Source organism: Streptomyces sp. NBC_00483 (genome assembly GCF_036013745.1).
In the GTDB taxonomy this organism is placed as follows: domain Bacteria; phylum Actinomycetota; class Actinomycetes; order Streptomycetales; family Streptomycetaceae; genus Streptomyces.
In genome coordinates this window covers 10,164,868-10,185,977 of the sequence record NZ_CP107880.1, presented here as the reverse complement: position 1 = coordinate 10,185,977, position 21,110 = coordinate 10,164,868, and the positions used below count along the sequence as shown (strand labels likewise).

15 protein-coding genes are annotated in these 21,110 nt (G+C 70.3%); 8 read left to right on the top strand and 7 right to left on the bottom strand.

What is annotated here, in order from left to right; all coding sequences use genetic code 11:
• Window positions 1-22: 22 nt before the first annotated feature.
• The 3 genes from OHA73_RS45450 to OHA73_RS45440 form a co-directional block, all read right to left on the bottom strand.
• Complete coding sequence (locus tag OHA73_RS45450; RefSeq protein WP_266725422.1) at window positions 23-1,405, bottom strand: cation:dicarboxylate symporter family transporter; 1,383 nt, start codon at window positions 1,403-1,405, stop codon at window positions 23-25.
• A gap of 153 nt (window positions 1,406-1,558) precedes the next feature.
• The gene (locus OHA73_RS45445) at window positions 1,559-2,437 is read right to left on the bottom strand and encodes a TetR/AcrR family transcriptional regulator (protein ID WP_267073058.1); all 879 of its coding nucleotides are present in this window, start codon (window positions 2,435-2,437) and stop codon (window positions 1,559-1,561) included.
• 6 nt (window positions 2,438-2,443) lie between these two features.
• Window positions 2,444-3,835 (bottom strand): flavin monoamine oxidase family protein, encoded by a 1,392-nt coding sequence (locus OHA73_RS45440; protein ID WP_267073059.1) that lies wholly within the window; start codon window positions 3,833-3,835, stop codon window positions 2,444-2,446.
• 145 nt (window positions 3,836-3,980) lie between these two features.
• Here OHA73_RS45440 and OHA73_RS45435 point away from each other — a divergent pair, with 145 nt between their 5' ends.
• On the top strand, window positions 3,981-5,561 hold the full coding sequence (locus tag OHA73_RS45435; protein WP_267073060.1) for an APC family permease: 1,581 nt from the start codon (window positions 3,981-3,983) through the stop codon (window positions 5,559-5,561).
• A 51-nt stretch (window positions 5,562-5,612) separates the two neighbouring features.
• Here OHA73_RS45435 and OHA73_RS45430 read toward each other — a convergent pair whose 3' ends face one another.
• The 3 genes from OHA73_RS45430 to OHA73_RS45420 are packed head-to-tail and all read right to left on the bottom strand — an operon-like array spanning window position 5,613 to window position 9,801.
• Complete coding sequence (locus OHA73_RS45430; protein WP_267073061.1) at window positions 5,613-7,097, bottom strand: purine-cytosine permease family protein; 1,485 nt, start codon at window positions 7,095-7,097, stop codon at window positions 5,613-5,615.
• Window positions 7,084-8,358 carry an aminotransferase family protein gene (locus OHA73_RS45425; RefSeq protein WP_267073062.1) on the bottom strand — a complete coding sequence of 425 codons (1,275 nt, stop codon included), beginning with the start codon at window positions 8,356-8,358 and terminating at the stop codon, window positions 7,084-7,086. Before OHA73_RS45425 ends, OHA73_RS45430 begins: the two co-directional genes overlap by 14 nt.
• Window positions 8,359-8,388: 30 nt before the next feature.
• Window positions 8,389-9,801, bottom strand: a complete 1,413-nt coding sequence (locus OHA73_RS45420) for an amino acid permease (protein ID WP_267073063.1) — start codon at window positions 9,799-9,801, stop codon at window positions 8,389-8,391.
• Between the two features lie 319 nt (window positions 9,802-10,120).
• Here OHA73_RS45420 and OHA73_RS45415 point away from each other — a divergent pair, with 319 nt between their 5' ends.
• Window positions 10,121-10,798: a GntR family transcriptional regulator gene (locus tag OHA73_RS45415; protein WP_267073064.1), complete on the top strand. Its 678-nt coding sequence runs from the start codon at window positions 10,121-10,123 to the stop codon at window positions 10,796-10,798.
• 113 nt (window positions 10,799-10,911) lie between these two features.
• On the opposite strand, the gene OHA73_RS45410 is transcribed toward OHA73_RS45415, so the two are convergent.
• A complete protein-coding gene (locus tag OHA73_RS45410) occupies window positions 10,912-11,955 on the bottom strand; it encodes a LacI family DNA-binding transcriptional regulator (RefSeq protein ID WP_267073065.1) in 1,044 nt (347 codons plus the stop codon).
• A 211-nt stretch (window positions 11,956-12,166) separates the two neighbouring features.
• Between OHA73_RS45410 and OHA73_RS45405 the strand changes: the two genes are divergently transcribed.
• The 6 genes from OHA73_RS45405 to OHA73_RS45380 all read left to right on the top strand — a co-directional run bounded on the left by OHA73_RS45405 (window position 12,167) and on the right by OHA73_RS45380 (window position 21,096).
• Complete coding sequence (locus OHA73_RS45405) at window positions 12,167-13,504, top strand: ABC transporter substrate-binding protein (RefSeq protein ID WP_267073066.1); 1,338 nt, start codon at window positions 12,167-12,169, stop codon at window positions 13,502-13,504.
• Window positions 13,501-14,469, top strand: a complete 969-nt coding sequence (locus tag OHA73_RS45400) for a carbohydrate ABC transporter permease (RefSeq protein ID WP_267073067.1) — start codon at window positions 13,501-13,503, stop codon at window positions 14,467-14,469. Before OHA73_RS45405 ends, OHA73_RS45400 begins: the two co-directional genes overlap by 4 nt.
• On the top strand, window positions 14,466-15,302 hold the full coding sequence (locus tag OHA73_RS45395) for a carbohydrate ABC transporter permease (RefSeq protein WP_266725404.1): 837 nt from the start codon (window positions 14,466-14,468) through the stop codon (window positions 15,300-15,302). Before OHA73_RS45400 ends, OHA73_RS45395 begins: the two co-directional genes overlap by 4 nt.
• A 9-nt stretch (window positions 15,303-15,311) precedes the next feature.
• Entirely contained in the window at window positions 15,312-15,935 is a 624-nt protein-coding gene (locus OHA73_RS45390; protein ID WP_266725402.1) for a hypothetical protein, read from the top strand.
• A 48-nt stretch (window positions 15,936-15,983) separates the two neighbouring features.
• Window positions 15,984-17,780, top strand: a complete 1,797-nt coding sequence (locus OHA73_RS45385; protein ID WP_266725401.1) for a sugar-binding domain-containing protein — start codon at window positions 15,984-15,986, stop codon at window positions 17,778-17,780.
• A gap of 190 nt (window positions 17,781-17,970) precedes the next feature.
• Window positions 17,971-21,096 carry a discoidin domain-containing protein gene (locus OHA73_RS45380; RefSeq protein ID WP_267073068.1) on the top strand — a complete coding sequence of 1,042 codons (3,126 nt, stop codon included), beginning with the start codon at window positions 17,971-17,973 and terminating at the stop codon, window positions 21,094-21,096.
• The last annotated feature ends 14 nt before the right edge of the window (window positions 21,097-21,110 follow it).

Below are 21,110 nucleotides of genomic sequence, written 5' to 3'. Positions count from 1 at the left end.
TTGATGTGGTGATGGCCGGGCGTCAGCTGTCCTTGGCGGGCGCCGCCTCGCCTGCGGGCGTCACGTCCTCGGCAGGTGTCACGCCCTCGGTCGTGGCCGCGGGTGCCGCACCCGGTTCCTCGCCGTTCATCACCCGCTTCGCGGTGACCCGGTCCAGGGCTCCCTCCCAGCGCGACACCGCGAACACCGCGACACAGTTGCCGAGGAGGTTGGTGGCGACGCGCATCGAGTCCATGATCCGGTCGACGCCGAGCAGCAGCGCCACCGCGGCGGCCGGGATGACACCAAGGGCGGAGGCGGTCGCGGACAGCGCGAGGAACGCCGAACCGGGCACGCCCGCCATGCCCTTGCTGGTCAGCATGAGCACGAGGACGACCGTGACCTGCTGTCCGAGACTGAGGTCGACGCCGACGGCCTGGGCGATGAAGAGGGTGCCGATGGAGAGGTAGATGGAGGCGCCGTCGAGGTTGAAGGAGTACCCGGTGGGCAGGACGAGCCCGACCGCGTCGTCCCGGCAGCCCGCCGCGCGCAGCTTCTGCATCATCCGTGGCATCACGGTCTCGCTGGAGCCGGTACCGAGGGCGAGCAGCAGTTCCTCGCGGGTGTAGCGGACGAACTTCCACAGGCTGAGACCGGTGACCGCCTTGAGGGCGAGGCCGAGCAGCACCAGGAAGAGCAGGGCGACGCCGTAGCAGACGGCGATCAGCTTTCCGTACGTCGACATCGCACCCACGCCGTATTCGCCGACGAGGTGTGCGGTGGCTCCGAAGACCGCGAGCGGGGCGAGCTTCATGATGTAGCCGACGATGGTGAACACGACGTCCTGGGCCTGCTCGATGAAGGGCAGGATCTGCGGGACCTTGCGCTGGCCGAGGTGGAGCAGCGCGGCGCCCACGAGGCAGGCCAGGACGAGCACTTGGAGCAGGGAGTTCTCGGCGAATGCGCCGACGGCGCTGTCCGGCAGGGACTCCAGCACGAACTGGGCGGTGGACGGGAGATGCCCGCCGCCGGTCTGCTCGTCGACCGCGCCCTTGTCCAGGGTTGCCGGGTCGACGTTCATACCGGCGCCGGGCGCCAGGATGTTGCCGGCGAGCAGCCCGATGACGAGGGCGACGGTGGTGGCGACCTCGAACCAGATCAGCGCCTTCACGCCGATCCGGCCGAAGGCCTTCAGGTCACCGGCCTTGGTGATGCCCGCGACGACGACGCAGAACACCAGGGGCGCGATCATCGCCTTGATGAGCCGGACGAAGCCGTCCCCGAGGGGCTGCAGGGCCGATCCGGCGTCCGGCCACAGGCGTCCGACGAGGACTCCGAGCAGCAGGGCGAGCAGCACTTGAGCGAAGAGACTGGTGCGCAGGAGACGGCCTGCGCGGCGTGCGATGTTTCCGTTGGCGTGCGCCATGGGGCACTCCTACATGGGCGGATATTCTGCATCACGGAAGATCAATTCCGCGGTGCATCACTATCGTTGAGACCCATCCGGCGCGGAAGCCCCCACATCAACTCCGCATAAGATCTTGGAGATTACTCCAGAACCCACGTGCGAACGGCGCGCTCAACTGCCCTTTCGCAGGCTGATGTACGGCTCGAACGCGTCCAGGAGCAGTTCCCGCATGCGCGCCGCGTCCATGTCGCCCGTTCCTGCCAGGACTTGGATGGCCAGGCCGTCGACGAGTCCCGTGAAGCGGGCGGCCAGGGCCTCCGCGTCGACGCCTTCGGCCATGCCCTCGCGCCGGCAGGTGCGCACCAGGTCCAGGACGACGCCGTGCCAGCCGGCGTAGACACCGCGCTGGCCGTCCCGCAGGCTCGGATCGAGGATCGCCTCGTTCCACGACTGCACCCACACCGACCACTCGTCGGCGTCCTCCTCCGTGGTCGTCAACTGCACCTCGATCAGGCGGCGCAGCTTCTCGACGGTGCTGTCGGCGGTCTCGAACTCGGCTTCCAGACGGGTGTGGAAGCGGTCCGCGTAGAAGACGAGCGCGGCGCGCAGCGCGGCGTCCTTCGTCGGGAAGTGGTAGTGCACGGTGCCGGTGCTGGTGCCGCAGGCCTCGGCGATGTCCGCGACGCGCACCTTGTGGAAGCCGCGACGGGCGATGAGCCGGGCCGTGGCCTCCAGGATCTGCGTGCGCCGGAGTTCGGCGTCGACGGCGTCGGCGCGCCTGCGGGTGCTCTGCGTACCGTTCGTGCCCTGCCGCGGGACGGGTGGCCGGCCGACGCCGGTCCGCAGATAGCGCTGCGACACCTTGCCGACCTGGGCGATGGCGGCGACCTCGACGTCCCGCAGACGGCGGTTGCCGCGCAGCGCCTTGGAGAGGGCGGTGGGGTCCATGCCGACGCGGTCGGCGAACTCCCGCTGACTCATGGGTGCGGAGAGGACCACCTGGCGGGCCCGCTCGACGAGCGTCTCCTCGCCCTCGGTGTCGGGGCCCATGCTGATTCAGCCTTCCGCCTGCGCCGGGAGTGACGTGATGACTTCGTCGGCCGCCCGGATCCCGGAGGAGAGTGCGCCGTCGATGTAGCCGTTCCACACACTAGCCGTCTCCGTGCCGGCCCAGTGCAGCGTCCCGGTGGGTGTCCGCCAGCCGTGACGTGCGTAGCCGGTCCAGCCGCCGGGGGTCACGTAGGCCTCGTACCCGCCGCGTGCGTGCGGGTCCTTCGACCAGTTCTTCTCGGTGTAGTCGAGGGGGTAGGCGGCCGCGTCCCCGACGACGCTGGTGAGGCTCGCGAGGGCGGCCTCGCGTCGGGCAGCGTCGTCGAGGCGGCTCCACTCGGAGAGCCGGTCGCCGTAGACGAAACCGACGAGCACACCCTGCGCCGCGTCCGCGGGCGAGTTGTCGAAGACGACGCCGAGCGGACCGTCGTCGTACAGCGTGGCGATGCCGGAGAGGCCCGCCTCGCGCCAGAACGGGGTGTCGTACACCGCGTGGACCTTGGCGACGCGCCCCATCGGGCTGTGCGAGAGCCAGCCCTCCCTGCTGACCGGCAGCGCCGGGGCGAATTCAACGGCGCGGACCGCGGGCGGCGGGAGTGCGACGACCGCCCTGTGGGCCTCGTACACGGTGTCGGCGGTGTGGACGCGTACGCCGTCGGTGTCGTGCTCGATGCGGCGGACCGCGACGCCGAGGCGGATCCGGTCGCCGAGCAGTTCGGCGACGGCTCGGGCAGGTCCGGCGGCGCCGGTGACGAAGCGGCTGTCCTGGGCGCAGCCGCCGGTCTCCATGAGCTGCTCCCAGCCGCCGGCCGCGGCGACGTAGAAGAGCACGTGGAACAGCGAGATCTCGTACGGCTCCGCGCACCACACACCCTGGACGGCGAGCGCGAGTCGGCGCAGCGCGTCCGGGTCGTCGGTGTGCGCGCGGAAGTAGGACTGCGCGGTCTGCGCGTCGTGTTCGGCGAAGCCGGGGGTGCGCCACGGTTCGGTGGTGTCCACGGTCCGGGCGAGTGTGTCGAGGGCTTCGGTGATGTGGGTGTACGCGGTGATTCCGGGCCCGTCGGCGGGCGCCGCACCGAGGTAGGGGACGGTGGCTCCGTCGTGCCACACCTCGATGTGCTTTCCGGTCTCCCAGGTCGGGAAGGTGGTGCAGCCGAAGCGGGTGGCGAGGGCGTGCAGCCGGGTCTGGGTGGGGCCGATCCACTGGCCTCCGTGGTCGAGGCGCAGGCCGCTCCGGGACTCGGTGTGTACGCGGCCGCCGACCCGGTCCGCCGCCTCGAGGAGCGCGAAGTCGACGCCGTGGTCGTGCAGTTGGAGCGCCGCGGCGAGACCCGCGTAGCCGCCGCCGACGATGACGACCTCGGTCTCGACCAGGTTCTTTTCGCTCTGTTCCCACATGGCACGAGAGCATGTCGCAACACTGATCATTCAGTCAATGTTGCGACCGGGAGCGCCCGGCACCCTTGACATGCCGCGCGTCGCGCGCATGATTGATCTTCGCGTCAACGTTGCGATTCACCTATCCCCGACAGGAAGTTCGACCGTGCCGGTCATCCCACGCACCACCACCGACGAGCCTTCCGGTGACCCTCCTCAGCAGGGTCTGCGCGCCAACGCGCTCGGCATGACGACGAGCCTGATCCTGTCGGTGGCGTCGGCCGCTCCCGCGTACAGCCTCGCGGCGACGCTCGCGTTCATCGTGGCGTTCGTCGGTTTCCAGGCACCGTCGATCGTCGTGCTGGCCTTTGTGCCGATCCTGTTCGTGTCCTTCGGCTACGCGGCGTTGAACCGTCAGGAGCCGGACTGCGGCACGATCTTCACCTGGGCGAGCCGGGTGCTCGGCCCGCGGGTGGGCTTCATGGGTGGCTGGGCCATCATCACCTCGTTCGTCCTGGTCCTCGCGAGCCTGGCGCAGGTCGCGGGTCAGTACGTCTTCATCCTCTTCGGCGCCGAGGGGATCGGCGCGGACCCGTCGAGCCCGTGGGTGCTGCTGGTGGGGCTCGGCTGGATCGCCCTGATGAGCGCCGTCTGCTATCGGGGCATCGAGGTGGCGGCCGCCGTTCAACGCGCGCTGCTGTTCCTGGAGTTCGGGATGCTGGCCGTGCTCTCCGTGGTCGCGCTCGTGCGTGTCTACTCCGGCAGCGCCGGCCCCGGCGCACACCATCCGCAGCTGTCGTGGCTGAATCCCTTCGAGATCCCCTCGCCGAGCGCCTTCGTCAGCGGGCTCGTACTGATGCTGTTCATCTACTGGGGGTGGGAGACGGCGCTCACCGTGAACGAGGAGACGACCGACCGGCACCGCACGCCGGGGCGGGCCGCCGCCTGGTCCACGCTGACGCTCCTCGGGCTCTATCTGGTGGCCACCATCGCGACCTTGGCGTTCGCCGGTATCGGCACGACGGGGGTCGGCCTCGGCAACCCCGACAACTTCGGTGATGTGTTCTCCGCCATCGGCCGCGCCGTCTTCGGTGACAGCGGCCTCGGGTCCTTCCTGTGGCATCTGCTCGTCCTTATGGTGCTGTCGTCCGCGGCGGCCTCCACCGAGACGACCGTCCTGACATTGGGGCGCACGATGCTGGCGATGGGGCGGCGCGGCGCCGGCCCGCGGATCCTCGCAAAGGTGCATCCGCGGTACGCGATCCCGCAGTTCGGCACCATCGCCACCGGGATCGCGGGCGCGATCTGCTACATCGTCATGAACTTCCTGAGCGACGGGCAGGTGATCGGCGACGCGGTCTCCTCCTGCGGCTTGATGATCGCGTTCTACTACGGACTCACCGGGCTGACCTCGGCCTGGGCGTACCGGGACCAGTGGCGCCGCAGCGCCGGGGATCTGTGGCTGCGGGTCGTACTGCCCGCGATCGGTGGCCTGATACTGGTCGCCGCCGGCCTGTGGAGCCTGCGCAACGACTGGGACCCGGCGAACAGTTACACCTCCTGGACGCTGCCCTTCGCACCGCACTGGCACATCGGCGGCGTCTTCCTCATCGGCGTCGGCACGCTCCTCCTGGGCTGGCTGCTGATGCTCGGCTACGCACGTGTCGCCCCGGAGTTCTTCGACCGCACGGCCCGCCGGGAGGAGCCGGTGCCCGCCGCTCCCCCGCACGAATCCGTCCCGCAGTGACCGTCACCATCCGTTGATCGCCGAGAGCGGGGCCGCGCAGGTGACTCCGCGCTAGGCGGGCACCTCCGTCGCGCCCCGGGACGCCTGACTCGGCATCGCATCCTCCGGGTAGATCATCCGGTCCGGGATCCGGTGCCGTTCGCGGCGGGCCAGGAACCAGTACAGGACTCCGGGCAGCGTGAGACCCACGATCCACGAGATGTCCGCGCCGCCCAGCGGCGCGACGAACGGGCCGGTGAACAGGTCCGTTGCCATGAACGGGAGTTGGACCACCAGACCCACTCCGTACGACACCAGGGCCGGCGCCCGCCAGGATCCGTAGCGCCCGTCGGGGTCGTTGAGGGCCGGGATGTCGTAGCGCTCCTTCGCGACCAGGTAGTAGTCGGCCAGGTTCACCGCGCTCCACGGGGTGAAGAAGGCCAGCACGATGAGCAGGAACGTCGAGAACGTGTTGAGGAAGTCGCCCCGCCCCGCGAGGGCGAGGGCGGCGCCCGCCACGATGATCGCGGCGATGTAGCCGACCCGCCCGCGCGGCGAGAGCCGGTGGGGCACCGCGCCCCGCCGCCGCATCCCGGTCACACTCGTCACCGTCGACATGAACGCGCCGTAGGTGTTGAGGACCGTGACGGTCAGCTTGCCGAGGGCGATGACGAAGTACAGCACCGCCGCCATCAGGCCCGCCCCGCCGAGTGACACCACGTACGTCACCTCGTGGCCGACGAACGCCTCCCCCGCGGCGGCCGCGGCCAGTGCCCCGAAGGCCATCGACCACTGGGCCCCGAGCGCGGTCCCGGCCAGCGTCCAGCCGAACGTCGCGCGGGCCGAGGTGGAACGCGGCAGATAGCGCGAGTAGTCGGCGACGTACGGGCCGAACGACAGCTGCCAGGACGCCGACAGCGAGACGGCGAGCAGGAACGCCGGCAGGGCGAAGCTGTGGTCGGCGAGGACCGTACCCATGTCGTCGTGCTGCAGGAGGCGTACGCCGAGATAGACGAACGCCACGCCGCACACCACTCCGGCGAGGCGGCCGAGGAAGTGGATGAGGCGGTAGCCGACGGCGGCCGCCACCGCGGTGACCACCGTGAAGATGAGGATGCCCGCGACGGGTCCCAGGTGGGTCAGTTCGCCGACCGCCTCGCCCGCGAGGACGGTGCCGCTCGCGGTGCAGCCGATGAACATGAACACCGCGAGGACGAGCGGCACCACCGCGCCGCGGACCCCGAACTGGGCCCGCGAGGAGATCATTTGTGGGAGGCCGAGCCGGGGTCCCTGCGCCGAGTGCAGGGCCATCACCGAGCCGCCGAGCAGGTTTCCGGCGAGGAGCCCGATGACCGCCCAGAAGGCGGTCGCGCCGAGCACCACCGCGAGGGCGCCCGTGACCACGGCCGTGATCTGCAGGTTCGCGCCCACCCACAGCGTGAACTGGCTGAACGCGGTGCCGTGCCGTTCCTCGTCCGGCACGACGTCGATCGACCGCGACTCGACCAGGCCGCCGGACTGCCCCTGCGTCATCGGCATCGCTTCACCGGCCTTCATGTGCCGCGAGCACCGTGCCGATGGCGGTCACGAGCCCGCGCAGTTCCTCGTCGGTGGTGATGAACGGCGGGCTGATCTGCACGGTGTTGCCGCGCAGCGGACGGGTGACGAAGCCGTGCTCGACGAGCTCGTCGGTGACCGCCTCCGCGCTGATGTCGTCGACGAGGGCGACACCGCCGAGCAGTCCCGCGACACGTGTCTCGACGACGGACTCCCGCGTGCCCAGGACCCGCAGTTCGTCGGCGAGTACCTGCTCCAGCTCGGCCACCCTGGGCACCAGCTTCTCCTCGTCGAGGATGTCGAGGTTGCGCAGTGCCACGGCGCAGGCGGTCGCGTGCCCGGAGTAGGTGGCACCGTGCCGGAACATGGGTGTGTCGTCGGCGTCCCGGTAGAACGGCTGCCAGATGTGCGGGGCGACGAGGACGCCGCCGAGCGGGGCGTAGCCGGAGGTGACGCCCTTGGCGAAGGTGATCAGGTCGGGTGTGAGGCCGTAGCGTTCGGTGGCGAACATGTGGCCCGTGCGCCCGAATCCGGTGATGACCTCGTCGATGATCAGCAGGATGTCGTTCTCCCGGCAGATGCGCTGCAGGCCTTCGAGGTAGCCGGCCGCGGGCGGGATCACACCGCCGGTGCCCTGGACGGGTTCGGCGACGATCGCCGCGATGTGCTCAGGACCGATCTCCCGCACGGTGCGTTCGACCGCGTCGATGTCGTACGTGGACACGCGCGCGGTCTCCGGGACCAGGGACTCGGTGCCGTAGCCGGTCCGGTTGAATTCGAGGCCCGCGATGCTCGTGCCGTAGGCGTGCAGCCCGTGGTAGGCGAACTCGCGGCTGAGGATCATGGTCTTGTCCTCGCGGCCCTCGCGCTGCCAGTGCCTGCGGGCGAGCTTGCAGGCGACGTCGATGGCGTCGCTGCCGCCGCTGTTGAGGATGACCTTGGGGTCGTCGATGGGTGACAGGGCAGCGAGGCGTTCGCCGAGGGCGACGGCGCGGTCGTTCAGGTAGCGGCCGAACACGTGGTACGTCTCCAGGCGCCGCATCTGGTCGTGGGCGGCGTCGGCGAGTTCGGGGCGTGCGTGACCGACGTTGGCGTGCCACAGGCCGGCGGTGCCGTCGAAGAGGCGGCGGCCGTCCGTGCTGAACAGGTAGCTGCCCTCGGCGCGTTCGATGGTCAGCTGGCGTCCGAGGACGGACGGGAGGTGGGCCTGCGCGCTCCACAGGGCGGGGCCGGGCAGGACGGGCGGGTTCTCCTGGGCCATGAGGTCTCCATGAGGTGTGGGGGTGGGCGGTCAGTGTGTGGTGCCGCGTCGCCGGAACCGTACGAGCACGTAGGTGGCGAGGATCGCGGCCAGGCTCAGGACGCTCAGATACAGCTGCGAGCGGGCGTCGGGGACCAGGAGCATGGAGCTCAGGACGACGATGATGGCCGCGAGGGTGGCCCAACTCAGGTACGGGTAGCCCCACATGCGCAGCTTGAGCCGCTCCGGGGACTCGCGTTCCAGCTGCCGCCGCATGCGCAGCTGCGAGCCGGCGATGATCGCGTAGACGAACAGGCCGACGGCGCCTGCCGAGTTGATGATGAAGTTGAAGATGGTGTCAGGGGCGACATAGCTCATGGCGACGGTCACGTACCCGACGGACGTGCAGGCCAGGATCGCCTTCCACGGGGTGCCCTTGCGGCTTCGGTGGGCGACCCAGCGGGGTGCCCACTTGTTGCGCTGGAGGGCGAAGAGCATGCGGGAGGCCGTGTAGATACCGGAGTTGAGCACGGAGAGGACGGAGGTGAGCACCACGACGTTGATGATCGTCGTCGCCGCGGGGACGCCCATCTTGCCGAAGGCGGCCGCGTACGGGCTGGTCTCGGTCGGGATCCGGTCCCACGGAGTCATCATCACCAACAGGGTGACCGAGCCGACGTAGAAGATGATGACCCGCCACACCGTGGAGGAGGTCGCCTTGACGACGGACTTCACTGGGTTGTCGGATTCGGCGGCGGCGATGGTGACGATCTCGGTGCCGACGTAGGAGAAGATCACGAGGACGACGCCGTGCAGGATGGCCGAGACACCGTTGGGCGCGAATCCGTCGAGGGCGACGTTGCCCACCGACAGCTTCGCGTCCGGCCACAGCCCCAGCGCGAAGAGTGTGCCCGCGACGAGGAACACGACGATCGTGACGACCTTGATGGAGGCCAGCCAGAACTCGGTCTCCCCGAACGAGCGGGTCGACACCAGGTTCGTTGCGGTCAGCAGTGTCATCAGGACCAGGGAGAAGAGCCACTGCGGTACGCCGGGTATCCAGAGCATCAGCAGCTTGGCGCCCGCGACCGCCTCGAAGGCGACGACACCGACCCAGAAGTACCAGTACAGCCAGCCGATGGTGTATCCGGCCCAGCCACCGAGGGACGTCCTGGCGTACTCCATGAACGAGCCGAGAGTCGGCGAGGCGGTGGCCATCTCGCCCAGCATCCGCATGACGAGGATGACCAGGAGGCCGCCGAGGGCGTAGGACAGGATGCTGGCCGGGCCGACGGTGTGGATGACGGCGCCGCTGCCGACGAAAAGGCTGGCGCCGACGATGCCGCCGAGGGCGATCATGCGGACGTGCCGCTGCCTGAGGGTGCGGGGTGCGTCGGAGGGCTGCTGCTCGGGGGCCGCCCCCTCACCCGGATCGATCCTGTCGTTCTCGCGAGTTGTCCGCACTGTGGAGAGCCCTCCTGCAACATCGGTTCAGTGGGTCACGCAGGCGACGGGCCGTGAGCGGCCGAAGCAGTGCGCAACTGTAGAACAGTTCTACTGTTCGGCACCAGGGTCCTTCTGGCGGATCAGGCTGGATGCGGACGGCGTCCACGTGCGGTGCAGGCGAGCGGGGCCTGGTGCGTGCAGCTGCAAGGCGGAGGAGGGCGTCAACGCGGAGCGTTGGCAACCGACGACAACGCAGCAGATGTGCGTGCCAGGCCCCGCGACTCCAGCAGGATCCGCCAGAAGGGACCTAGGGTCACAGGGTGGCTACGATGACGCCATGACGGCACTTGAAGGGCTGGTGGCCCAGCGGACCACGACCGCGCAGCAGATCGCCGACGGTCTGTCGGAGCGGATCCTCGCCGGCTCCTTCCGGCCGGGCGAGCGCCTGCGCGAGAGCGCCATCGCCGCCGAACTCGGCATCGCCCGCAACACGGTGCGCGAGGCCGTCCGTCTGCTGGAACACGGCGGTCTGATCCGGTTCCAGGCCAACCGCGGGGCCGTGGTCATCTCCCCCACGCCGCGGAGCGTCGACGAGCTCTACATGGCGCGCGAGCACTTGGAGGCGGCGGCCCTCGCGGCGCCCCTCGGCACGGCTCAACTCGCCGCTGTGGAGGCGGCGTACGAGAACCTCGTCACGGTCACGGGCTCACTGCGGCGTGCCGACATCGTGGCCGCGGACCTGGCCTTCCACGGGGCGATCGTGGCGACGCTCGGCAACGCACGCCTCGACGCGTTCTACGCCGGGCTCACCCGTGAACTGCGCTTCTACCTCATGGCGTTGTCCGCCCACGAACGCGAGAACGAGAACCCGCGCAAGCTGCTCGGCGAGCACGAACCTCTCATGTCCGCGATCCGCGCGGGCGACGCGGAGCGCGCGCAGCGGGAGGCACGGCATCACATCGCGTCGAACGCGGCGCGGGTGCAGGAGATTCTGGCGGCGTCCTTCGAGGGGTGAACGGCGGGGCGGGGCGCGGGCGTTCAGGACTCCGACGAGGGGTGAACGGACGGGCTGAGCACGAGCGTTCAAGACTCCAACGAGGGGCGAACGGCGTGGCTGAGCAGGAGCGTTCAGGGCTCCAACGGCTTCCGTTCGCCCCCGCTCGACTCCCGCACCTCCAGCCAATGCGGCGCCATGTGCACCTCGAACGGCGGTGGGTCCTCCGCGCGGACGCGGTCGACCAGGCACTTCACCGCCAGCGCGGCGATCGCCGACTTGTCGGGGACCACTGAGGTCAGCGACGGGGTGCCGTAGAGGGCCTCCTCCGAGCCGTCGACGCCGGCCAGGGCCACGTCGCCGGGGATGGTCAGGTCCGCTTCGTGCAGGGCGCGGCGTGCGCCGACGGCCAGGAGGTCGCTGAAGCAGAAGACCGCGTCCGGGCGCTGATCCTCGGGGAGGGCGGTGAGGGTGCGCATCGCCTGGAGGCCGTTGCGGCGGTCGAAGTCCTTGATCTGGGGTGCGAGGCGGGGGTCGTAGGTCAGGCCCGCGTCGTGCAGGGCCTGCTGGAAGCCCTCCAGGCGTTGTCGGCTGGTGGCGGAGCCCGCCTTGTCGACGCCGATCGCGGCGATGCGGGTGCGGCCAAGACTCGCGAGGTGTGCGGTGGCCTCGCGGGCGGCCGCCACGTTGTCGATGAGGACGTGGTCCGCCACCACGCGGTCGCCTTGGTAGCTGCGCTCGCCGAGGAGGACGAGGGGGAACTGGTCGGTGACGGGGGCGAGTTCGTGCGGCGAGACATGCAGCGGGGAGAGGATCACACCGTCCAGGAGTGACGCACCCACACCCGTCGCGAGGCGCAGTTCCTCCTTGGTGTCGCCGAGGGTCTCCTCGATGAGGACGGTGAAGCCGAGAGCCGCCGCCTCCGTGCGCACATGGTGGGCGAGTTCCGCGAAGTAGGGCGTGGCCAGGTCGGGGACGGCGAGGGCGATCAGGCCGCTGCGCCCGGTCCGCAGCCTGCGGGCCGAGGGGTTCGGCCGGTACCCCAGCTCCTGCACAGCGCGCATCACGCGGGTCCGCGTGGCTTCCGAGACCCGTGGCGCGTCCCTTACAACGTTGGAAACCGTTTTGATCGACACCCCCGCCCGCTCGGCGACGTCCTTGAGCGTCACTGCTGCCACTGACCGGCTCCCCTCATGTTGTTGCCCCTGATTATGCACGTGGCGCCCGCCATTCACAGCCCTGGTTCCGGTCCGCGTTCATTTACGTCAGAGGGTTGACCTCGACGACACCCACTGGTTACAACGTTGGAATCCGCCGCCGTCGGAGCGCGTCGCAGCCCCTGCGCGCCAGTCGCGGTGCCCCACACGCCTGCCTCACGAGAGGTCTCCCATGCCCGAGCCCCGAAGCGGCCCGCGCCCCCACCTCAGCCGCCGGGCCGTCCTGACCACCGCGGCCGCCGGGGTCGGTGCCACGCTGACCGGCACGTTGTCCGGCTGTTCCACCGCGAGCGGCGGCACGTCGAGCGGTGTCACCCTCAGGTTCTCCTGGTGGGGCAATGACGACCGTGCCGCGCGCACCGAGAAGGCGGTGCGCCTCTTCGAGAAGGAGCACCCCGGCGTCACCGTCCGCACGTCGAACGGTGAATTCGGCGCGTACCTCCAGAAGTTGGCCACGCAGGCCGCGGGCGGCGGTATCCCCGACGTGGTGCAGCTGGACTACCGGCAGGTGTCCCAGTACGCCGGCGGTGACGCGCTGCTGTCCCTGGACGACGCCATCAAGCGCGGGACCATCGACACGTCCGACATGGACCACAGCTTCCTGCGCACCGGCACGTACCGGGGTGGCCAGTACGCCCTGCCGATGGGTCGCGGCATCACCGGGTTCGCCTACGACTCGAAGATCTTCGAGCGGGCCGGGATCGGCACACCTCCCAACGACTGGACCTGGCAGGAGTGGGCGGAGGCCAACAAGAAAATCACCGCCCTCGACCTGAAGGCCCCCGACGGCCGCACGCTGCGCGGCTCCAACGACGGCGGCGGCAACGAGGACATCTTCGAGGACTGGCTGCGCGGCCGCGGCGGGAAGCTCTACAAGAGCCAGACCGAACTCGCCTTCACCGAGGACGATCTCGCCGAGTTCTGGACGTTCTACGACCGCCTCCGCAAGGCGGGCGCGGTCGCCGAGCCCCGGGACTCCGTGCAGGCCAAGAACACCGAGATGACCCCGATGGGCCGCCATCTCGCCGCCTCCGACTTCACGTGGGACGCACCCTTCCCCGGCTATGTCGACCTGCTCGGCGACCACATCCACTACGCGTCCGTGCCCACGACCGACGGCAGGCAGGGCGCGTACTTCAAGCCGAGCATGCTGGTCGGGATCGGCGCGCACTCCGCGCACCCCAAGGAGGCCGCCCAGTTGGTCGACTTCCTGCTCAACGACCGCCGGGTCGGCGACATTCTCGGGTTCTCCCGGTCCACCCCGCCCAACCGGACGATCGCCGCACGCGTCGGCAAGACCCTCAAGGGCCCCGAGCTGGAGATCTACCGCTACGCGCAGACGATGGAGAAGTACGGCCTCGACGCTCCGCCGACCGCCCCGCCGCCCGCCGACCTGGCGATCCAGCCCACGTTCAACCGCGTGTACCAGCGCGTGATGTACGGCAAGGCCACTCCCCGCCAGGCGGCGCGCGAACTCGTCGACGAGGCCAACAAGGAGCTGAGGTCATGAGCGCACTCACCACCAAGGCGCCCGCCCCCGCACACCAGGACCCCGAGCGGTCGACGTCCGGCGGCCGCGTCCGCCGGGTGCGCGAGAAGCAGTGGCCCGCCTACGTGTTCCTCTCGCCGTGGATCATCGGCGCGGTCGTGCTGACGCTCGTACCGATGGCGGTGTCGCTGTATCTGTCGTTCACGGACTACAACCTGTTCGACCCGCCGAAGTGGATCGGCCTGCGCAACTACACCGACATGCTCACGGACGACCCCCGCTACTGGCGCTCGGTGGGCACCACGATGCTGTACGTCGTCGTGGCCGTCCCGCTGAAGCTGGGTCTCGCCCTCGGTGCGGCCATGCTGCTGAAGAACCTCAGCCGGGGCCGGGCCTTCTACCGCTCCGCGTTCTACGCCCCGTCGCTGCTCGGTGCGAGCATGTCCATCGCGCTGGTGTGGCGTGCGCTGTTCAACGACGGCGGGACCATCTCCCGCGCGCTGGATTCGATCGGCATCCACACGGGCGGCTGGGTGGGCAACGCCGACCTCTCGATCTACGTGATCGTCCTGCTGACGGTGTGGCAGTTCGGCGCGCCGATGGTGATCTTCCTGGCGGGTCTGCAGCAGATCTCGCCCGATCTGTACGAGGCCGCGGCGCTCGACGGGGCGGGCCGCTGGCGGCAGTTCGTGTCGGTGACCGTGCCGATGCTGTCCCCGGTCGTCTTCTTCAACCTGGTCCTCGAAGTCATCAACTCCTTCCAGGTGTTCACCCCCGCGTTCGCCGTCAGTGGCGGCGACGGCGGGCCCGCCGATTCCACGCTGTTCTACACGCTGTACCTGTACGAGCGCGGCTTCACGGCCTCGCACATGGGCTACGCCTCGGCGATGGCCTGGCTGCTGCTGATCGCGATCGGCGTGGTCACCCTGATCCTCTTCCGGACGTCCCGGTCCTGGGTCTTCTACGCCGACGAGGAGGGCCGATGAACATCGCCGCGAAGCGGTGGGTGCCGCACACGATCGCCGCCGTGGGCCTGTTGGTGCTGCTGTACCCGCTGGCCTGGCTGCTCGCCACGTCGCTGAAGCCGGCCGACGAGGTCATCGCCAGCCTCGACCTGTGGCCCAGCCACCTGGAGTGGGGCAACTACACGACCGCGCTCGACGGGGTGTCGGGCGTGCCGGTGAGCCGGCTGCTCGGCAACACCCTGTTGATCGCCGGCGGCGCCGTTCTCGGCAATGTGCTGTCCTGCTCGCTGGCCGCGTACGCCTTCGCGCGGCTGCGGTTCCGGATGAGCAAGCCGATGTTCGGGTTCATGGTGGCGACGCTGATGCTGCCGCACCACGTCGTACTGATCCCGCAGTACATCATCTTCAACCGGCTCGGCCTCACGGACACGTTCTGGCCGTTGATCCTGCCGAAGTTCCTTGCCACCGAGGCGTTCTTCGTGTTCCTCATCGTGCAGTTCATGCGGGGGCTTCCGCGGGAGCTCGAGGAGTCGGCGCGGATCGACGGCTGCGGCCCGTTCCGCACCTACTGGGCGATCACGCTGCCGCTCAGCCGTCCGGCGCTGATCACCACGGCCATCTTCACGTTCATCTGGACGTGGAACGACTTCTTCACGCAGATGATCTATCTGTTCTCGCCGGAGAAGTCGACCATCACCCTCGCCCTGCGCAGCTTCGTCGACCAGGGCAGCACCTCCGCGTACGGGCCGATGTTCGCCATGTCGGTGATCTCCGTCCTGCCGATCGTGCTGTTCTTCTTCGTCTTCCAGCGCTATCTCGTCCAGGGCATGGCGACCTCCGGGCTGAAGGGCTGAGACACACACATGACTCACACACCTGTCGCGCCACGAGGCACGGGACGGCAACGCCGGGAGCCCGGCGAGGTGTTCGGCGGCGGCTTCTCGCTCTTCGCGGACATGCTGCTCGTCGGCCTGCTGACCAGCGTCGCCTGCCTGCCCGTCGTCACGGCGCCCGCAGCCTTCTCGGCCGCGTCGGCGACGCTGCGCGGTACGGCACGCAGCGGCGTCCAGATCAGTGTCCGCGGATACGTCGGTGAGCTGCGCGCACGCCTCGGCGCGCGCACGCTGCTGGCCGGCCTCGTCCCGCCGCTCTTCGCCCTGCTCCTGTTCCTCGACAGCCGGCTGCTCGGCGCCGACCTGCCCGGAGCGCAGGTGCTGGCACCCGCCCTGTTGCTGCTCGCCCTGGGCGCCGCGGTCGTGGGGCTGCGCGCCACGGCGCTGGAGGAACCGCATCGGCTGTCCGCCCGTGAGAGTCTCGTCCGCTCGGTCGCCGATCCGCGCGGCAGCCTGCTCCTCGCGGGCGCCGTGGTCCTGGCCGCGCTCCTCGCGTGGGCGATGCCGATGCTCGTCCCACTGCTGCCCGGCCCGCTGGCCTTCGCCGCCACGGCCGTCGACCTCCGCTCCCCCACGGTCCGCACCGCGCCCTGACACCCCGACCCGTCCCCTGAACAGCGCACCACACCACCGGAGTTCTCCTTGTCTCACACCCACCACGACGTCGCAGGACACCCCCGGCCGCAGCTCGTCCGGGCCCCGGACTGGCACGACCTGAGCGGTCCGTGGCGGTTCGCCCGTGACGACGCCGACCGCGGCCGCGCGGAGCGCTGGATGGACCCGGAGGTCACCGCGCCGTTCACCGGCGTCGTGACCGTGCCCTACCCGCCCGAGTCCGAGGCGTCCGGGGCGCGGGACGCCGGCTTCCACCCCGTGCTCTGGTACCGGCGCACGATCGACGTGACACGGCCCGCCCCGGGCCGCCGCCTGCTTCTGCACTTCGGTGCGGTCGACCACCGTGCGGAGGTCTGGGTGGACGGCCGCCTGGTCGGCCGGCACGAGGGCGGACACACCGGCTTCTCCTGCGATGTCACGGACGTGCTCGACGGGGACGGCGAGCACGTCCTCGTGGTGCGCGCGGAGGACCAGCCGCTCGACGTGACGCAGCCGCGCGGCAAGCAGGACTGGCACCACGACCCGCACGTCATCTGGTACCACCGCACCTCGGGGATCTGGCAGCCGGTGTGGCTGGAGGAGGTGCCCGAACTTCACGTGACGACGCTGCACTGGACTCCCGATGTCGCGAACGCCCGCGTCCGCTGCCGGGTGCGCCTGAGCGGGTGGCCGGCGTCGCCCGTGCATGTGTCGGTGCGGCTCGCGCTGGGCGGGCGCGTCCTCGCCGACCAGCGGACCCTCGCCGAAGGACAGGAGACGACGTTCGACATCGCGGTGCCCGCGCTGCGCAACGGCCAGGACCTGGACGGTGTGCTGTGGAGCCCGGAGCACCCGCACCTCGTGGACGCGACGGTCGACATCGACGATGCGGCGGACGGCGCGGCCGTCGATCATGTCTCGTCGTACCTCGGGCTGCGTGACATCGGCTGGGACGACGGACTCTTCCTGCTCAACCACAAGCCGTACTTCCTGCGGCTCGCGTTGCAGCAGGGCTACTGGTCGGGCTCGCACCTCGCGGCGTCGGCGGAGGAGCTGCGGCGGGAGGCCGAACTGGCCAAGGAGATCGGCCTCAACGGGCTGCGCATCCACCAGAAGATCGAGGATCCGCGCTTCCTGTACTGGGCGGACCGGCTCGGCCTCGTGCTGTGGGGCGAGATGCCGTCGGCGTACGCGTTCTCCACGACCACCGTCGAGCGGGTGGTCGCCGAGTGGACCGAGGCGGTCTCGCGCGACCTGAGTCACCCCTCGATCGTCGCCTGGATTCCCCTCAACGAATCCTGGTCCGCACCCAATCCGGCGCTCGTCCCCGAGCAGCGCCACTTCATGGACGCCCTGTACCACCTGACGAAGGCCCTCGACCCCTCGCGGCCCGCCGTCTCCAACGACGGCTGGGAGATCTCGGCCGGTGACATGTGGGGCGTGCACGACTACACGCAGAGCGCCGATGTGCTGCGCGAACGCTACGGCCATGCGTCCCTGCGCCAGGGTGAGTTGACCGAGCAGTGGCCCGGCGTCCGGCGCCTCACGCTGGACGGGGTGCGCCACCAGGGGCAGCCGGTCGTGCTCAGCGAGTTCGGCGGCGCCACCTTCGAACCGGCCGAGGGCGCCGAGTGGTTCGGCTACGACACCGTCGCCACCGACAAGGACTTCGCCGAGCGGCTGTCCTCGCTGGTGGGGGCCGCCGTGAACTCGGGGCTCGCCGGCTTCTGCTACACCCAGTTCACCGACACCGAGCAGGAGGTCAACGGCCTGCTGACGGCGGACCGCGAACCGAAGCTCCCCGTGCCCGAACTCCGCGCGATCCTCACCCGGACCCGCGACTGACCTCGGTGATGGCCTGTGCCTGCCCGCGGACGACGTCTCGTCCGCGGGCACGTACAGGATCTCGTCCGTGGGCACGTACAGGCCATCACGCCCTCCCCGTCCGACCGTTGACGCCCGCCGACAGAGATCGAATACTGAGCCCCTTCCACCTGACAACGTTGTCTCGTGATTCGCGAAAGAGGTCCTGGCCATGCCGCACCACCTCCCGCAGCTCCATCGCCGCAGGTTCCTGCAGGCCGTCGGCCTCACCGGCGCCATGGCAGCACTCCCTGCCCTCGCCGGCACGAACCCGGCGCGGGCGGCGGGCCGTTCGGCCGCTCCCCCGGACGGCATCGCGGCCACGTACCACCGGGTGCTGCTCGACCACACCCGCTGGTCCGAGACCCAGTGGGACGCGACGCTCGGCCACTACACGGCCAAGGACTTCGGATTCGCCGTCGTCCTCGGCAACGCGGTCCTGCTGACGCAGGGCACGTACGACGGTGACCGGGCCGGCATCGACCGGGACACCCTCAAGGCGCGCACGCTCGCCACCATCCGGCACTTCGCGGCGTCGAACCGGCTCACGGGCGGCACCGAATGGGGCCGCAAGCTGTTCTTCGACACCACCTTCCAGTCGTACTTCGTGCTCGCCGCGCGCCTCCTGTGGGACGAGCTCGACGACACGACGCGCGACCGGATCGACACCATCACGCGTGAACAGGCCGCGTACACCACGTCGTTGGGAACGGGCGACGACCCCGACTCGGGCGACTGGACACCGAACGGCCTCAAGGGCGGCCACGTCGGTGACACCAAGCTGGAGGAGATGGGTCTGTACGCGCAGACCCTCGCGCCCGCCCTGGCCTGGGCCCCCGACGATCCACGCCACGCCGACTGGGAGTCCGGCTACGGCACGTGGTCGCGCAACGAGGCCGGGCTTCCGCCCGCCGACCTGGCCAATCCGGCGGTCGTCGACGGCGTGCGCGTCTCGCGCAACACCGCGAGGAACCTGTACGACACGTTCATCGTCGAGAACCACGGCTCCTTCGGCCCGCACTACCAGGAGGAGTTGTGGCGCACCTCGGGACGGAACGCCGCGCACTTCCTGGCGGCGGGCCGGCCGCTGCCCGAGGTGCTGACGAAGCAGCCGAACGCGGATCCGCTGTGGCGCACGCTCCTTGGTGTGATGAGCGACGCCGGTGAGCCGTTGATGCCGATGGTGAACGACCGCGAGCACCTGTACGGCCGGGACGTCATCCCGCTCGCGTTCTTCGCGCAGGTGGTGGGCGACCGGGCGGCGGCCCGTGCCGAACAGGCGCTGGCCGAGCGGCTCGAGGCGTACCAGAAGTATCCGCCGGAGCACCGCCTGGCCAAGTTCTCCGGGGAGCCGAAGTACGAGCCGGAGGCGCGTGCCGAGCTGGCCATCAGCTATCTGCTGCATGTGTGGGCGGCGGAGGAGGGGCGCGACCCGGTCCGTCCGTACTCGGCGGAGGAGTTGTTCGCCCACGCGTCCGGGGTCACGGACTTCGGCACCGGGCCCGGTCTCGTCTCGCACCAGACACCGGCCGCCTGGGCGGGCACCGTCAGCAAGCCCGACTTCGTGAAGTTCGCCTGGCAGCCGGGGCACGACGACTGGCTGTTCAAGCTGAGCGGCGCGACGCCGATGTTCCTTCCCTCTTCCAAGGGCACGGTCACGCACCGCGCGGTGCGGCTCTACGAGTCCCTGCGCGACGGCTTCGACGGCAGCGCGAGCGTCCTCCAACTGGACGGCGGTTACGCGGGGTTCGCGACGCTCCCGACCGGCTCGGTCGTCTACGCGACGACCGGGACCGGTGCGGGCGAGGGCCACCTGGAGATCCACAACCTCACGATGCCGGGCATGGCGGGGCTCGACGGGTCGCGTACGTACCGCTTCGAGGAGGGCAGTGTCTCCGTGCGGGCGCAGGACGGCTCGGGCACGGCGGCGCGCGTCGACAAGGTCGATGTCCCGCGCACGGCCGTGCGGCACATCCGGATGCTCGGAGTGCGGCCCGATCCGACGTACGGGTACTCGCTGTTCGCCCTGGAGGTGCGCGACGGCGCCGACGGGGCGGACCTCGCGCGCGGCGCGGCGGCGACCGCGTCGTCGAGCGAAACGGGCAAGGGGCCGGGGCTCGCCGTCGACGGTGACCCGGCGACCCGGTGGGCCGTGTCCAAGGCCGACCGTCCGCGCGCGGACAGCTGGTTCGCGGTGGACCTCGGCGCACGGCACGACATCGACCAGGTGACACTGCGCTGGGAGGCCGCCGCGGGCCGCGCCTACCGCATCCAGGGCTCTACCGACGGCAAGACCTGGGAGGACCTCGCCAGTTGGCCGGAGCCGGACGTGAGCAGCCGTGGCGGCTGGCTCGACGTCGACGGCAGGGCAGGACTCGTCGTCCGCGGCGGCAAGCACCCGCTCGCGGTGTACGGCGACAAAATCGTGGCGGCGGACGGTCCGGCGGCGCCCGTCGTGGTCGAGGGCTTCGCCGACTCGTCGGCGAGCGCCTTGCGCACGGTCGCCCGCAGGCCCGCCCCCTCGGCAAAGGCCGACGGGGTCCAAGTAGGTCTCACCGACGGGTACTTGAGCCTGTTCAACCTGTCGGGCGAGCGGGTCACCACCACGGCCCACGTCCCGCAGCCCGGTGACCGCCGCACCGTGTTCCAGGGCGACCAGAGCGTCACCGACGACGGTGTCACCTACCGCGCGGACCTCGACGCGGCCGAGGCGGTGCTGCTCGCTCCCCGGTTCACGCTGGCTCCGCTGACGGGCGGGCGGCTGCCTGCCGGTCTGCGCGTGCGGGTCGTCGACGGCGCCACCATCCGACTCTCCGGCGCGGCCTGCCGGGTCCGTGTGGAGGCACAGGGCCGCCACGCCGTGGCCACGGTGTCCCATACGCGGGAGACGACGCTGCACCTCCCCGGCGCCACCGCCTTCCCGTCGGACGACCGCGCGCTCGGCCGGACCGTCTTCCCGACCAGCCCGCTGCCCGAGGGCATGTCCGACCCGGCGACAGCGGTGGACGGCGACCCCGGCACCTCGTGGCGCCCGGGGCCCGGCGGGCGCCTGGTCGTCGACCTCGGCGAAGAGGTCGCGCTGCGCACCGTGGAGGCGCAGTGGACGGTCGGCGGCGCGCCCGCCGCCGAGGTGGAACTCAGCACCGACGGGCTCGACTACCGGCTCGCGGGCCGCCTCGACGGGAAGCGGCCGGACCGGGCGCTGTCGCTCGGCTCGGCCACGGCCCGCTACGTCGCCTTCAAGGTGACCGGCGAGCGGGCCACGGACGCGCGCCTGGTTCGGCTCTCCGTGCGCTGACCTGCGTATCGCCA

What these genes read in the sequence shown, in the direction of transcription:
- OHA73_RS45405 (WP_267073066.1), top strand. Translation starts at nt 12,167, where the DNA reads ATGCCCGAGCCCCGAAGCGGCCCGCGCCCCCACCTCAGCCGCCGGGCC.
- OHA73_RS45440 (WP_267073059.1), bottom strand. Translation starts at nt 3,835, where the DNA reads ATGTGGGAACAGAGCGAAAAGAACCTGGTCGAGACCGAGGTCGTCATC.
- OHA73_RS45380 (WP_267073068.1), top strand. Translation starts at nt 17,971, where the DNA reads ATGCCGCACCACCTCCCGCAGCTCCATCGCCGCAGGTTCCTGCAGGCC.
- OHA73_RS45425 (WP_267073062.1), bottom strand. Translation starts at nt 8,358, where the DNA reads ATGGCCCAGGAGAACCCGCCCGTCCTGCCCGGCCCCGCCCTGTGGAGC.
- OHA73_RS45400 (WP_267073067.1), top strand. Translation starts at nt 13,501, where the DNA reads ATGAGCGCACTCACCACCAAGGCGCCCGCCCCCGCACACCAGGACCCC.
- OHA73_RS45430 (WP_267073061.1), bottom strand. Translation starts at nt 7,097, where the DNA reads ATGAAGGCCGGTGAAGCGATGCCGATGACGCAGGGGCAGTCCGGCGGC.
- OHA73_RS45390 (WP_266725402.1), top strand. Translation starts at nt 15,312, where the DNA reads ATGACTCACACACCTGTCGCGCCACGAGGCACGGGACGGCAACGCCGG.
- OHA73_RS45395 (WP_266725404.1), top strand. Translation starts at nt 14,466, where the DNA reads ATGAACATCGCCGCGAAGCGGTGGGTGCCGCACACGATCGCCGCCGTG.
- OHA73_RS45445 (WP_267073058.1), bottom strand. Translation starts at nt 2,437, where the DNA reads ATGGGCCCCGACACCGAGGGCGAGGAGACGCTCGTCGAGCGGGCCCGC.
- OHA73_RS45415 (WP_267073064.1), top strand. Translation starts at nt 10,121, where the DNA reads ATGACGGCACTTGAAGGGCTGGTGGCCCAGCGGACCACGACCGCGCAG.
- OHA73_RS45450 (WP_266725422.1), bottom strand. Translation starts at nt 1,405, where the DNA reads ATGGCGCACGCCAACGGAAACATCGCACGCCGCGCAGGCCGTCTCCTG.